We start from the raw sequence: 13,519 nt of genomic DNA, 5'->3' as shown, positions 1-13,519 counted from the left end.
TCAGCGCGGAATATCGACGTAATCGAGGCGGCGCATGGCGTCCATCTCTGCACCTGTGAACGCTTGGGGGACGGGCTGGGTGCCAAGTGCCCAGGCCATCACATCGACGTCGTCTTCCTCGAGCAGGCGTTCGAACCAGTCGAGCGCGGCTTCATCCCAGCCCGTGTGGCGCGTGTCGAAGAAGCAGCCGAACATGTAGTCCGCCTCACGCGTGCCGCGATGCCATGCGCGGAACTTCATCCGGGCGAGGCGCGGGGCGAGGCCAGAGTCGCTATGCGTATCGTTGTCGTTCATCCTGGCGCCGATACGCCTTGTGGGGCGGCGGGGGCAAGCGCGTTGCACCCCGGGGCGAGGTTGGCCTAAGCACGGGGAGATATGCGTCCCGATCTGCTCAATCCGCTGTTTGCCGAGACCGAGGGCCTCAAGGGTGTGGGGCCCGGTCTGGCGCGGCCTTTGGGCAAGCTCGGCCTCACGCGGGTGCGGGACCTTGTCTACAACCTCCCGGACCGGTTCGTGGCGCGGCGGGCGGTGGGCAATCTCGACGAGGCGGCGGTCGGCGAGCAGATCGTGATCGCACTGACGGCGCGTGAGCATCGGCCCAGCACGGGCCGTGGGCCTTATCGGATCATGGCCGAGGATGCGCTGGGGAACTACGTGGCGCTCGTGTGGTTCGGGCGGGCAAGCTATTCCGCGAAGAAGCTGCTGCCAGTGGGCGAGAAGCGCTGGGTGGCCGGGCGGCTCGATCAGTATGGGCAAAGCTGGCAGATCGTCCACCCCGAGCATGTGGCCGAGGACAGTGGCGCGCTGGCCGGATCGCTGAACGAGCCGGTCTATCCGGCAACGGAAGGGCTGACGCAGGCGCGGATCGCGGCATTGACGGGGCAGGCGCTCGGGATGGTGCCGGAGTTGCCGGAGTGGATCGAGCCGGGGCTGCTGGCGCAGTCTGGCTGGCCAGCGTGGCGCGAGGCGCTGATGCGGGCGCACAAGGGAGCCGACGCGGCGGCGCGCGACCGGCTTGCCTATGACGAGCTGCTGGCGAACTCGCTGGCGCTGATGCTGGTGAAAGCCAGCAACCGCACCCGGCGGACGGTGCCGCTCAGGGGCGATGGCCGGCTGCGCGGGAAGCTGCGGCTGCCCTTCGCGCTGACGGGGGCACAGGCGCGCTCGGTGGACGAGATCGAGAGCGATCTGGCGCAGGACGCACCGATGCTGCGGCTGCTGCAGGGTGATGTGGGTTCGGGCAAGACGGCGGTGGCGCTGCATGCCATGCTGATCGCGGTGGAAGCGGGCGCGCAGGCCGCGCTGCTCGCGCCGACCGAGATTCTGGCGCGCCAGCATGCCGAGACCTTGCAGCGCATGGCGGCGGGGACGGGAGTGCAGATCGCGCTCCTGACCGGAAAGACCACGCAGCGCGGCGGCGCGAAGGCGCGTGAGGCGATCCTGATGGGGCTGCTGGATGGCAGCATCGATATTTGCGTGGGTACGCACGCGATCTTTCAGGAGAGTGTGACGTACCGCAATCTGGCGCTGGTGGTTATCGACGAGCAGCACCGCTTCGGCGTGGGCCAGCGGCTGATGCTGACGCAGAAGGGCAAGGCGACGCCGCATTGCCTCGCTATGACCGCAACGCCGATCCCGCGCACGCTGACCTTGGCGCAATATGGCGAGATGGAGGTGTCCAAGCTCGACGAGATGCCGCCCGGGCGCCAGCCGATCGATACGCGCGTGGTGGCGGTGGAGCGCATGGGCGAGGTGGTCGAGGGCCTCGCGCGGCATCTGGCGACAGGCGCGCAGGCCTATTGGGTCTGTCCGATGGTGCGCGAGAACGAGACGGCCGATCTGGCGGCGGCGGAAGCGCGGTTTGCGGAGATGCAGTTGCGGTTCGGCGATGATGTCGTGCTGGTCCACGGGCAGCTCCGGCCCGAGGCGAAGGACGCCGCGATGGAGCGCTTTGTCCGCGGCGATGCCAAGCTGCTGGTGGCGACAACGGTGATCGAGGTCGGCGTCGACGTGCCGGCCGCAAGCCTGATGGTGATCGAGCAGGCGGAGCGGTTCGGCCTCGCGCAGTTGCACCAGCTGCGCGGCCGTGTGGGCCGCGGCTCGGCGAAATCGACCTGCTTGCTGCTGCGCGGCGAGGCGCTTTCGGAAGTCGGGCGCGAGCGGCTTGCCCTGATGCGCGAGACGCAGGACGGTTTCAGGCTGGCCGAGGAGGACCTGCGCCTGCGCGGCGGAGGCGAGCTGCTCGGCACACGGCAATCGGGCGATACGCCCTTTCGGGTAGCCGACTTCGAACAGATTGCCCGGCTGCTGCCCATGGCGCATGACGATGCGCGGCTGCTCATGGAGCGCGATGGCGGACTGGCTTCTCCGAGGGGTCAGGCGGCGCGGGCGCTGCTCTATCTGTTCGAGCGCGACTGGGGCGTGCAGCTGCTGCGCGGCGGCTAGGTTTGAAAAGGATTGGCGTTGAAGCGTGTTTCTGAGGCAGCCCGGGCTTTGGGCTATGCGGGGCTTCTGCCGCAGGTGGCGGCGCTGCTGGCGGTGTTCAAGGGCGGCGAGTGGGGCTGGACCGCGCTGGCGCTCGCCTATGCTTACGCCGCGCTGATCTTCAGCTTCCTGGGCGGCGTGTGGTGGGGCATCGGGATTGCCCGGCCGGAAAGCCCCAAATGGATTTTCCTGGCAGGCGTCGCCCCATCGCTGATCGCGCTGGGGCTTTGGTGGCCTTGGATGGCAGGCTGGACTTGGCCCGGGCCGGAATTGATCGCACTGGGCCTTTGCATCGCGGCCTCGCCGCTGATCGATCTTGCGGTGGGGCTGAAGCCGGAGGGATGGCTGGCGCTGCGGCGCAATCTATCGATCGGCCTTGGCGGGCTCAGCGTGCTGATCGGCTTGATCGCACCGGCGGTCTGAGCGCAGCGTACGCAGCCATCTGCCAGCGGCGAAAAGCCGAGTGTTATAAGTATATGGCGCAAGATGGTTAACGGCCCCTTAGGAATTGGAAGGTAATTGCACCGTATCAACTGCGAAAAGCACGCAAACGATCACGGGGCGATCATGGCAAACTTCTTCAGCAATCACCGGTTGGGCGAAATTTGCGCCAATGCGTTCAATTTCGACTTCATGTCGCTGTTGGCTCGCGGCGCTGAGAGTGGCGCTGAACTGAACCCTGATGCAACAGGCATGAGCCTGGACCTGCAGGCTGACGAAAGCGAGAACGAGACCGGCCCGGTGGTCAGCACCACCAGCCTCCTCGACGGTGTGCTGTTCATGGCAAAGTCGACCTTCTCGGCTATGTGGGCCGGGACGATCCATGCCTTCGCGATGCTCTCCGGCGATGAGGCGGTGGCAGGCGTGCTCGACATCTCGCTCGATGCGGCGCTGGTCCACAAGGCCATTGTCGATACCGATGCCGATGCGCTCAATACCCTCGTCTGGGGCGGAAACGACCGGATCGCCGGCGGTGACAGCAATGATACCCTGCGCGGCTTCGACGGGAACGATCGTATCATTGGCGGGATCGGAAACGACACCCTGTCAGGTGATGCCGGGCGCGATGCCCTTTCCGGCGGGTCCGGCGACGACCATCTCGACGGTGGCACCGGGAATGACCGGATGAGCGCGGGCGCCGGCAACGACGTGCTGGTGGGCGGAGACGGCAACGATGTGCTTGTCGGCGGATCCGGCATCGACACGTTGACCGGCGGGAACGGGGCCGACACCTTCGATTTTCGCAGCATCGGCCAGATCGACTGCCTCGTGGTGCCGGGCATTGCCTTGTCCGTGGGTGAGGACGACGACAGCTTCACGTTTGATGACGACCATTCGGCTGCCAGCCTGCAACCGATGGACCATATCCTCGATTTCAGCCACGCTCAGGGCGACCGCATCGATCTCCACCGTATCGACGCCAATATCCTGACGCTGGAACGGGACGCCTTCGTGTTCCACGATGCAATCGATCATGGTGCGCCTGTCCACGGCGCGGGCCAGATCAACGTCTACGAGACCGCGGTCGCCAACACGTACGACGTGTCGCTCGAGATCGACAATTCCGGTGCGAGCCGCCATTTCCTGGTGACGAGCCTGGATGGGCCGCTCGTGGCGGCAGACTTCATTCTCTGAGGCAGAACACCGCGCTATGCAGTCAGCCCCGAGGGGCTGCTGCGAGCGGTTATATCCAATACAAGAAAAATGGTCGGGGAGAGAGGATTCGAACCTCCGGCCCCTGCCTCCCGAAGACAGTGCTCTACCAGGCTGAGCTACTCCCCGACCGATCGGTTTACCGGCAAGCCGGCCCCGAGGCAGGGGCGCGCTATAGGCGGGGGATTTGAGGGTGACAAGCACCCTTTTGCAGGATTTTCATCGTGCCCTGTGGACGGCTCAGGCCGCGCGGCTGAGCATGGGGGCAGGGGCCTGCGTATCGCTGGACAAGCGGAAGCGGGCGACGAGGTCCTGCAGGGTTTCGGCTTCGCGCAGCAGGCTGTGCGCGGCGGCATTGCTTTCCTCGACCATCGCGGCGTTCTGCTGGGTGACCTGATCGATACGGCTGAAGCTGGCGCCGACGCTGCCGAGCGCTTCTACCTGTCCGGCGGATTCGGTGGCAATGCTGCTGATCGCGCCGCCGATTTCGGTGACCCGGTCCACGATGGTGCGCAGCACGGTCCCGGTTTCGCCGACGAGTTCGACGCCGGTACCCACTTGCGCGGAGGACGCGCCGATCAGGGTCTTGATGTCCTGCGCGGCATCGGCACTGCGCTGGGCCAGGGCGCGCACTTCCGTGGCGACGACGGCAAAGCCCTTGCCGGCATCCCCGGCGCGGGCGGCCTCGACCCCGGCGTTGAGGGCGAGGAGATTGGTCTGGAAGGCGATGCCATCAATGATGGCGACGATCTGCGAGATTTCGCTCGAGGACTGCTCTATAGCGGTCATCGCGGCGATCGCGCGCTCGACGACGGCGCCGCCGGTGGCGGCATCGGCCTGGGCTTCGGCGGTGGTGCGGTTGACGGCTTCGGCGCGCGCCGCTGTGGCGCGGATTCCGGTGGTGAGCGTGGTGGTTGCCTCGCTGTTGGCGGCAATGGCGCTGGCCTGCGCTTCGGTGCGGCGGGCAAGATCATCGGACGCGCTGCGGATTTCGGACGAGCCGGTGGCAATCTGGCGTGCGGCGGCGGTGACCCGTCCGAGGAGCTGATCGAGATCGGCAGTCGCTGCATTGAACGATGTGCGCAGCGCTTCGTAGCTTTGCGGGAAGGGCTGCGTGATGCGCATGGCAAGATCACCCCGTGCCATCGCTTCGAGCCGGCCGGCAATGGCGCCGATGACGGCGTTCTGTTCGGCCGCGGTGCGGGCGCGTTCGGCGGCGGCTTCGGCCTCGATGCGTTCGGCTTGCGCGCGCAGATCGGCCTGATGCTGTATGCGGCGCGCGACCTGCTCGCACAGAATGATAAGCGCGCCGGTTTCAATCACCACGACAACCGCATGGAACAGCACGCGTGCAAGCGCCGGGCCGCCGGTCCAGACGATATCAGGCGCGAGGAAGTTGGCGAGGAGGTGGTGAACCGCGATGAGGCCGGCGGCGAGAATCACGGGCCGCCAATCGGCCATGGCGGCGAGCATGGCGAGCGCGGCGAAGAAGGTCATGTGGATATCGACCATCAGCGGGTGGCCGCTCCACTGATAGAGCAGGATCATCGGCAGGGCAGCCACCGCGCTGCCCATGGCAAGCCGGGTGCCGGGATCGGAACGGCCTTGCGTGACCAGCGCAAGCGGGATGGCGGCCACCGCCAGCGCGAGAAGGAGCGGGAGCGCGCCAGTATCGCTGAGCGCGGTGCCCACGGCGATGGCCAGCGTGGCCAATACGCAAGTCGCGGCGAGGACCTTGAGGCCATTGCGGCGGACGGCGAGGAGTTCATCCATGGGACAGGGCTTTCGGGGGTTGGCAGAGATATGGAGGGATGGCGATGGCGAGCGCGCCTTCGCGGAGCGCGCGGGTGGCAAGCCCGGGGGGCGGCGCATTCAGGATCAGGCCGCCGAAGGGGCCGTAGCCCCCAATGGCCGCACCGTTTTGCAGCGCCCAATCGAGCGCGGCATGGCGTCGGGCGGACGTGAGCGGCAGATAGAGCGCGGCAAGCCCGGGGCGAGGGGCGAGCTCGGCCACGGCCACCACCAGCGCAAGAACAGCGCCTTGCACGGCAAGCGCAAGGCGCGGGCTGGCGGAGGTGGACGGGGTATTGCTCATGCGCAAGGCTTAGTCCGCTGTGGACTTAAACGCTGGAAGGGTGGGCTTAAGGTTAACTGCGTATTCCGGGCGCTGGTCAGTCCAGCCGGAGAAGGCTAGACAGAGCGAATGGCCACAGCCGCTTCCCCATCGCGAGTCCCGGCGCAGCAAGCGCATCCCGAACAGCAATATCTGGACCTCATGCGCCGGATCTGGACGCACGGCGACGAGCGTGTGGACCGCACGGGCGTGGGAACGCGCAGCGTGTTCGGCGCGCAATTGCGCTTCGATCTGGCGGATGGCGCGATGCCGCTGCTGACGACCAAACGCGTCTACTGGAAGACAGCGACGCGCGAGTTCCTGTGGTTCCTGACCGGACGCACCAATATCCGCGAACTGTGCGCGCAAGGGGTGGAGATCTGGACCGACTGGCCGCTCGACCGCTATCGGCGCGAGACCGGGGACCCGATCAGCCGCGCAGACTTTTCGGCGCGGATAGTGGCGGACGGCGACTTTGCCGAAGCCTGGGGCGATCTGGGGCCGGTCTACGGGAAGCAGTGGACGGACTGGCCGGTTTATGAGCCGGCGGGAGACGGACTGTTTGCGCGGGCTGCGCAGGGAGTCAACCAAGTGGCCGAGGTGGTCGAGAGCCTGAGGAAGAACCCTGGAAGCCGGCGGCACATCGTCGAAGGGTGGAACGTGGCGGAGCTGGGGCAGATGGCGCTGCCGCCCTGCCACAAGACCTATCAGTTCCACGTCGCGGACGGGAAGCTATCGGGGCTGCTCTATCAGCGCAGCTGCGACGTGGCGCTGGGGCTGCCCTTCAACCTGTGGGGTGGGGCGCTGTTTATCCGGATGCTTGCGCAGCAGTGCGATCTGGAACCCGGCGAGCTGGTGTGGATGGGGGGGGATACACATCTCTATCTCAACCATGCAGATCTCGTCGAAGCACAGCTGGCAAGGACGCCCGAGGGGAGCCCGAAACTGGCGATCCTGAGCCGGCCGGAGAGCATCTTCGACTATCGGATCGAGGACTTCGAGGTGCGCGATTATGCCCCGCAGCCCGCGATTTCCGCACCCGTTGCCGTTTGATTGACTCGTAAAGTGTGTTGTAATATTATTATGCGATGAGCTAATAATGCGTCTCCCCCAAGGGAGGCGCCGGGAGTGTCCGATGCTGGCGTCCTTCGCATGACCGACCCCTCGCGCAGCAATCTTCCGCCGCTGCAGTTGCATGTGCCCGAGCCGCGCTTTCGCCCCGGCGATGCGGTGGATTACAGCCATCTGGTGATCCCGCCGGCGGGCGTTCAGCCGCGGCCGGATGAAGGCTGCGCGGCGAGCGAGACGCATGGCCTGTGCCTCGATCTGGTGCGTGTGCTGGGCGAGGACCACAAGGCGGTGGGGCCATGGGATCCGAAGCTCGATCCGGAAAGCCTTCGGCGGATGCTGCGACTGATGGCGCTGACCCGCGCGTTCGACGACCGGATGTACCGCGGGCAGCGGCAGGGCAAGACCAGCTTCTACATGAAGTGCACCGGCGAGGAGGCGACCTCGATTGCCCCGGCCATGGCGCTTGCCAGCGATGACATGGTGTTTCCGAGCTATCGCCAGCAGGGCATCCTGATCGCGCGCGGCTATCCGATGGTCGACATGATCAACCAGATCTATTCGAACAAGGCGGACAAGCTGAAGGGGCGGCAACTGCCGATCATGTATTCGGCGAAGGAAGCCTCGTTCTTCTCGATCTCGGGCAACCTCGCGACGCAATACCCGCAGGCGGTGGGCTGGGCGATGGCGAGCGCGATCAAGGGTGATACCCGCATTGCTGCGGCGTGGCTGGGCGAAGGCTCGACCGCGGAGGGCGACTTCCATTCGGCGATGACGTTTGCGGCAGTCTACAATGCACCGGTGGTGTTCAACGTCGTCAACAACCAGTGGGCGATTTCGAGTTTTTCAGGCTTTGCGGGTGCGGAACGGACGACCTTTGCGGCGCGGGCCATCGGGTATGGTATTGCCGGGCTCAGGGTCGATGGCAACGATCCGCTGGCGGTCTATGCCGCAACGCGCTGGGCAGCGAACCGGGCGCGGGCGAACGGCGGGCCGACCTTGATCGAGCATTTCACCTACCGTGCGGAAGGGCATTCGACCTCCGACGATCCGGGACAGTACCGCTCGGTGCAGGAGCGCAGCGAGTGGCCGCTGGGTGATCCCGTCGCGCGGCTTGCGGCCCATCTCGAGGCGCTGGGCGAGTGGACAGGCGAGGCCCACGCGGCGATGGATCTGGAGCTGGCCGAGCAGGTCAAGGCCGCAGCCAAGGCGGCCGAGGCCAATGGCGTGCTGGGCCATGGCCTGCACCATCCGTTCCGCACGCTGTTCGAGGACGTGTTCGAGGAACTGCCCTGGCATCTCAAGGAACAGAGCGAACAGGCGATCCGCGAGCGGCGGATCAAATGGCCCGAGTGGAAGGAGGACTGAGCGTGAGCGACACTCCGTCCATGAAAAAGCTCAACATGATTGAGGCGATCAACGACGCGCTCGACGTGATGATGGCGCGCGATGACAGCATCGTCGTGATGGGCGAGGATGTCGGCTATTTCGGCGGTGTGTTCCGCGCGACGGCGGGGCTGCAGAAGAAGTATGGCCGCACCCGCGTGTTCGATACGCCGATCAGCGAATGCGGGATCATCGGCGTGGCGGTGGGGATGGGCGCCTATGGCCTGCGCCCGGTGCCGGAAATCCAGTTTGCCGACTATATCTATCCGGGGCTCGACCAGCTCGTCTCCGAGGCGGCGCGGCTGCGCTATCGTTCGGCGGGGGAGTTTACCGCGCCGATCACGGTGCGCTCGCCGTTTGGCGGCGGCATCTTCGGCGGGCAGACGCATAGCCAGAGCCCGGAGGCGCTGTTTACCCATGTCGCGGGCCTCAAGACGGTGATCCCGAGCACGCCGCACGATGCCAAGGGGCTGCTGATCGCGGCGATCGAAGACAACGATCCGGTGATCTTCTTCGAGCCCAAGCGCATCTACAACGGGCCGTTCAATGGCTATTACGACCGGCCGGTGGAGCCCTGGGCGCGGCATGCGGGGGGCGCGGTGCCGGAAGGCTACTACCGCATCCCGCTCGGCAAGGCGCGGGTGGTGCGGGGCGGCGAGGCGATGACCGTGCTCGCCTATGGCACGATGGTCCATGTCGCCGAGGCTGTGCTGGCCGAAAAGGGCGTCGATGCCGAGATCATCGATCTGCGCACGCTGGTGCCGCTCGATATCGAGACGATCAAGGCTTCGGTGGAGAAGACCGGCAAGTGCCTGATCGTCCACGAGGCGACGCGCACGGGCGGGTTTGGTGCGGAGCTTTCGGCGCTGGTGCAGGAGCGCTGTTTCTATAGCCTTGAAGCCCCGATCGAGCGGGTGACGGGCTTCGACACCCCTTATCCGCACAGCCTTGAATGGGCGTATTTTCCCGGTCCGGTCCGCATTGGCGAGGCTGTCGACCGTTTGCTGAAAGCCTGACGCGATGGGTACTTTCACGTTCCGCCTGCCCGATATCGGCGAAGGGATCGCCGAGGCCGAGATTGTCGCCTGGCATGTGGCTGTAGGCGATATGGTGACCGAGGATGGCCGGGTGGCCGATCTGATGACCGACAAGGCGACGGTCGAGATGGAAAGCCCGGTTTCGGGTCGGATCATTGCGATTGCGGGCGATGTGGGCGACGTGATCGCGATCGGATCGCCCCTGGTGGTGATCGAGACCGAGGGGGATGTGGGCGCGGATGCTGCTGCTGCCGAGGTGGCGTCAGGTCCTTCGGCAGGCTCCGCGCATGCCGATGGGGTGGTGGATGTGGTTCCGGTCGCCGAGACAGCGCCTGCGCCGATTGAAGGGAAGTCCGAAGAGCCAGCGCCGTTTGTTCATGCGGCCAAGGTTCTCGCCAGCCCTGCCGTTCGGGCGCGGGCCGAGGCGCTGGGGATTGATCTGGCCGAGGTGAAGCCTTCGGAAGAAGGCCGTGTGCGCCATGCTGATCTGGACCAGTTCCTCGCCTACAATGCGGGCGGCGGGTATCGGCCGGCAGGCGCGGCGCGCAAGGACGAGGCGGTCAAGGTTATCGGGCTCAGGCGCCGGATTGCCGAGAACATGGCGGCGGCGAAGCGGCATATTCCGCATTTCACCTATGTGGAGGAATGCGACGTCACCGCGCTCGAGGATATGCGCGCGCAGCTCAACGCGGCGCGGGAGGCTAAGCCCAAGCTGACGATGCTGCCGCTGCTGATCACGGCCATCTGCAAGACGCTGCCCGATTTCCCGATGCTCAACGCGCGCTATGACGATGAGGCGGGCGTGGTCATGCGGCATGGCGCAGTGCATCTGGGCATGGCGACGCAGACGCCCGGCGGGCTGATGGTGCCGGTGATCCGCGATGCGCAGGACAGGAACCTGTGGCAGCTGGCCAATGAGATCGCACGGCTTGCCGAAGCGGCGCGCAGAGGGACAGCGACCCCTGCCGAGCTTTCGGGCTCGACGATCACGGTGACGTCATTGGGCGCGCTGGGCGGGGTGGCGACGACGCCCGTCATCAACCGGCCGGAAGTCGCGATCATCGGCCCCAACCGAATTGTCGAGCGGCCGATGTTCGTGCCCGATGGTATGGGCGGCGAGCGCGTGGCCAAACGCAAGCTGATGAACATCTCGATCAGCTGCGATCACCGCGTGGTCGATGGCTGGGATGCGGCGAGCTTCGTGCAGTCGCTGAAGCGGCTGATCGAGATGCCGGTGCTACTGCTGGCGGATTAGCGCACCACGCCGCGCCAGGTCATCTGGCCGGCGCCAGCAAGCGCTTGCGGGGCGGGGATGCGCCAGCGCAGGTGCGTGACGTCCTCGGCATGGGCAGGGCGGGCGCGTCCTGCGGCATCGTGCACGGTGAGGGCTTCGAGCGCGCCCCAGGTGCGGCCGCCATCGACCGAGACTTCCTGCGTTTCATCAGTGGCGCCGGCGAAGGCGATGGTGCGGGGCAGCGGATTGGTGACGGTGAAGCCACCATCTTTGCGGCCCGACCAGTTGACCACGAAGATCACCCTGTCGCCGGGGCGGAGCTGGTCCGCGCGTTCGAGAATGCGCGCGGTGCGGCCGCCGGGTGCGGGCTGGAAGCGTTCGACGAACACGTCGCTCGCAAATTGCATGCCCGCGGCGGCATGGGCCGCTCCGGGCATCAGCGCCGCGCTCGTGGCGCCGACGACGATCATCGCGGGAAGGACCGCCTTGTACATGACTTCAAGAACCCCCTCGGCGCGCCCTGCGCCGTTTCGGAGGGTTTGGCATGGAGGCCTATAAAATTTGGTTAATGAAGGGTTTTGCGCAGCCCGCCGCCGCGCATGACAGACTGGCAAAGAAAAAGGCACCCGAGGGTGCCTTGATCGATTTCGGTTCCCTGACCGATTTCCCAATGGCGCGAGTGACGGGACTTGAACCCGCGACCCTCGGCGTGACAGGCCGATACTCTAACCAACTGAGCTACACCCGCTCGCCTTGGGAGCGCCGCATTTATGGGAGGAGTTGCAGGCTGTCAACGCCCTTGAACGGCTATTTTTGGTTTTCCGGAAAATCGTTTTAAATCAACCCCAGCGGCCGGTTTCCATCCAGATCAGGAAGCGCCGCAGTGGTAGAAGCCAGACGGTGCCGAGAATCACATAGACCAGCATCTGCGCGATGACCGGCATCTTGCCAATGGGGCCGGAAAGCCCCGCCACGATCAGCGCATAGCCGAACAGGGCGAGGATCAGCGCGAGGATGCCGAACGGTTTGCGCCAGGTCGGCTTGTAGGTTTCAGGTTCGTCCATCGTGCGTCCGTTCAGAAGGGGCCGTATAGCCGCGTGGGCGTTACCACCGCGGCAAGCGGCCTGTCATGCGCCTCGGTGGGCAGGTCTTCGGCGAGCTGGCTGTCCCACGCGAGGCCGATGGCCGGGACGTTCGGGTACTTTTCCAGCCAGCGATCATAATGACCGCCACCTTGCCCCAGGCGCATGCCGGAGGCGGTGAAGCCGACAAGGGGAACGAAGAGCACGTCCGGCTCCAGCGCAGCGGCATCGGCGAAGGGCTGCGGCGCGCCATAGGGGCCGGGTTCCATCAGGCCATCAAGATGCGGGGAAGCCCAGTGGCGGAACGCCATCGGCTCTTCGCGGGCGGCGAACCATGGCATCGCGACCTTGTGGCCGGCTTCATGGAAATGCCGTGCATAGGCGCCCGTGGGGGCTTCCTCGCCGATGGCGGCGTAGAGCCCGACGATGGCACCGGGCGGAACCATCGCGCCGAGCGCGGCGGGCGGTCGCTTGAACAGCAGGGCTTTCACGCGCGGATCGAGTGCGGCGACATGTTCGCGCCGTGCCTTGCGCAAGGCCTTTCGCAGGGCGGCCTTGGCGGCCGCGGGTTCTGCGCTCATCTTCGCTCTCGCTTCTGGTAGAGGCCGCGTGCCGGGGGTGACGGGACCACCATGGGTCGTTTCCAGGAGAATCCTCTGACGCGTTCACGTCAGGTGGGGACCATATACCGGGGCCAGGGCCCGGGCAGGGACAGCCCCCAAGGATTTGCTTATAGCCTCAGGGATTTCATGTGGCACGTGCCGGGCAGTACCCGTCGATCCCTATCTAGGGAACACGCACGGCTTTCTCAAGTAGCCGGTTCCTCAAGATGCGCGGCGAGCTTCTCGACGCGGGCGGCGAGGCTTTCGATCCGCGCCAGGACGTCGGCGGCCGGTTCCGGCGCTTCCTCCCGGGGCGGGGGCATCTGGCGGTGGAGCTCGTGCAGTTCGTCGGCCAGCATCAGGGCGGCAAACAGGAGCATGCGCGTCTCGCTTTGCGCCGGGCCGCCGCCGCCTTGAGCGACCCGCTCGCCGACCATGCGGCCCAGCATCTCGATATGCGATTCCTCGCCGTCCGGTGCGGAGACGGTGTAGGGACGGCCGCCGATCGTCAGGTTCACGTTGGTCATGCGCTGCGTCCCGTCCGGATCATTGCGGGAGATTGGCCAGCAGCAGGTCGAGCTGCTGGATTTCCTGGCTCACCCGTTCCTTGAGCTTGCGGTGTCGGCTGCGCAGTTCGGCCACTTCGGCCGGAGCGGGAGCAGCGGCGACGGCAGCCTCGAGCCGGGCAATCGCCTGCTCGATCCTGTCGAGCGCCGCATCGAGCGGGGTTTCCTGCGCGTCGGTCGTCATGAAGCATGTCGCTAGCACAATTGCCTAGCCTCGCAAGCCGGGATGAGGCCTGCTTTCCCCAACCTTGACGCTACGGGGTGCCGCTCCCAAAGAGAGCCCGCTGCCGAATC

General features: G+C 66.1%; 15 protein-coding genes and 2 tRNA genes. 7 read left to right on the top strand and 10 right to left on the bottom strand.

Features of this window, described 5'->3' with window-relative positions:
* Positions 1–294 (bottom strand): FAD assembly factor SdhE, encoded by a 294-nt coding sequence (locus AQZ52_RS12800; protein WP_067911340.1) that lies wholly within the window; start codon positions 292–294, stop codon positions 1–3.
* Between the two features lie 81 nt (positions 295–375).
* On the opposite strand from AQZ52_RS12800, the gene recG reads away from it, so the two are divergent.
* The 3 genes from recG to AQZ52_RS19220 all read left to right on the top strand — a co-directional run bounded on the left by recG (position 376) and on the right by AQZ52_RS19220 (position 4,119).
* Positions 376–2,445, top strand: a complete 2,070-nt coding sequence (gene recG / locus AQZ52_RS12795) for an ATP-dependent DNA helicase RecG (RefSeq protein ID WP_067911337.1) — start codon at positions 376–378, stop codon at positions 2,443–2,445.
* An 18-nt stretch (positions 2,446–2,463) separates the two neighbouring features.
* Complete coding sequence (locus AQZ52_RS12790) at positions 2,464–2,907, top strand: DUF3429 domain-containing protein (protein ID WP_067911334.1); 444 nt, start codon at positions 2,464–2,466, stop codon at positions 2,905–2,907.
* Positions 2,908–3,177: 270 nt separating this feature from the next.
* On the top strand, positions 3,178–4,119 hold the full coding sequence (locus AQZ52_RS19220) for a calcium-binding protein (protein WP_276203273.1): 942 nt from the start codon (positions 3,178–3,180) through the stop codon (positions 4,117–4,119).
* Between the two features lie 70 nt (positions 4,120–4,189).
* Here AQZ52_RS19220 and AQZ52_RS12780 read toward each other — a convergent pair.
* From AQZ52_RS12780 to AQZ52_RS12770, 3 genes are all read right to left on the bottom strand, one after another.
* Positions 4,190–4,266: transfer RNA gene (locus AQZ52_RS12780), tRNA-Pro, on the bottom strand.
* Positions 4,267–4,377: 111 nt separating this feature from the next.
* Positions 4,378–5,910, bottom strand: coding sequence for a methyl-accepting chemotaxis protein (locus tag AQZ52_RS12775; RefSeq protein WP_067911328.1), 1,533 nt, complete (start codon positions 5,908–5,910; stop codon positions 4,378–4,380).
* A complete protein-coding gene (locus AQZ52_RS12770) occupies positions 5,903–6,232 on the bottom strand; it encodes a hypothetical protein (protein ID WP_067911325.1) in 330 nt (109 codons plus the stop codon). Before AQZ52_RS12770 ends, AQZ52_RS12775 begins: the two co-directional genes overlap by 8 nt.
* Before the next feature lie 108 nt (positions 6,233–6,340).
* On the opposite strand from AQZ52_RS12770, the gene thyA reads away from it, so the two are divergent.
* The 4 genes from thyA to AQZ52_RS12750 all read left to right on the top strand — a co-directional run bounded on the left by thyA (position 6,341) and on the right by AQZ52_RS12750 (position 10,996).
* Positions 6,341–7,303, top strand: coding sequence for a thymidylate synthase (gene thyA / locus AQZ52_RS12765; protein ID WP_067911322.1), 963 nt, complete (start codon positions 6,341–6,343; stop codon positions 7,301–7,303).
* A gap of 99 nt (positions 7,304–7,402) precedes the next feature.
* The gene (locus tag AQZ52_RS12760; protein WP_067911319.1) at positions 7,403–8,686 is read left to right on the top strand and encodes a 3-methyl-2-oxobutanoate dehydrogenase (2-methylpropanoyl-transferring) subunit alpha; all 1,284 of its coding nucleotides are present in this window, start codon (positions 7,403–7,405) and stop codon (positions 8,684–8,686) included.
* Positions 8,662–9,720, top strand: coding sequence for an alpha-ketoacid dehydrogenase subunit beta (locus AQZ52_RS12755; RefSeq protein WP_067911316.1), 1,059 nt, complete (start codon positions 8,662–8,664; stop codon positions 9,718–9,720). The genes AQZ52_RS12760 and AQZ52_RS12755 overlap by 25 nt, the downstream gene beginning before the upstream one ends.
* Positions 9,721–9,724: 4 nt before the next feature.
* The gene (locus AQZ52_RS12750) at positions 9,725–10,996 is read left to right on the top strand and encodes a dihydrolipoamide acetyltransferase family protein (RefSeq protein WP_067911313.1); all 1,272 of its coding nucleotides are present in this window, start codon (positions 9,725–9,727) and stop codon (positions 10,994–10,996) included.
* Here the strand turns inward: AQZ52_RS12750 and AQZ52_RS12745 are convergent.
* The 6 genes from AQZ52_RS12745 to AQZ52_RS12720 form a co-directional block, all read right to left on the bottom strand.
* Complete coding sequence (locus AQZ52_RS12745; protein WP_067911311.1) at positions 10,993–11,469, bottom strand: hypothetical protein; 477 nt, start codon at positions 11,467–11,469, stop codon at positions 10,993–10,995. The two genes, AQZ52_RS12750 and AQZ52_RS12745, sit on opposite strands and share 4 nt — an antisense overlap.
* 177 nt (positions 11,470–11,646) lie before the next feature.
* Positions 11,647–11,723: transfer RNA gene (locus AQZ52_RS12740), tRNA-Asp, on the bottom strand.
* A gap of 91 nt (positions 11,724–11,814) precedes the next feature.
* The gene (locus AQZ52_RS12735; RefSeq protein WP_067911308.1) at positions 11,815–12,039 is read right to left on the bottom strand and encodes a DUF2842 domain-containing protein; all 225 of its coding nucleotides are present in this window, start codon (positions 12,037–12,039) and stop codon (positions 11,815–11,817) included.
* A gap of 11 nt (positions 12,040–12,050) precedes the next feature.
* Positions 12,051–12,638, bottom strand: coding sequence for a 5-formyltetrahydrofolate cyclo-ligase (locus AQZ52_RS12730; RefSeq protein ID WP_067911305.1), 588 nt, complete (start codon positions 12,636–12,638; stop codon positions 12,051–12,053).
* 227 nt (positions 12,639–12,865) lie between these two features.
* Positions 12,866–13,186, bottom strand: coding sequence for a cell division protein ZapA (locus tag AQZ52_RS12725; RefSeq protein ID WP_067911302.1), 321 nt, complete (start codon positions 13,184–13,186; stop codon positions 12,866–12,868).
* Positions 13,187–13,205: 19 nt separating this feature from the next.
* Positions 13,206–13,409 (bottom strand): hypothetical protein, encoded by a 204-nt coding sequence (locus AQZ52_RS12720; RefSeq protein WP_067911299.1) that lies wholly within the window; start codon positions 13,407–13,409, stop codon positions 13,206–13,208.
* Positions 13,410–13,519: the final 110 nt, after the last annotated feature.

The organism is Novosphingobium fuchskuhlense (genome assembly GCF_001519075.1).
GTDB lineage: Bacteria > Pseudomonadota > Alphaproteobacteria > Sphingomonadales > Sphingomonadaceae > Novosphingobium > Novosphingobium fuchskuhlense.
This window is presented reverse-complemented; position numbering and strand designations above follow the sequence as displayed.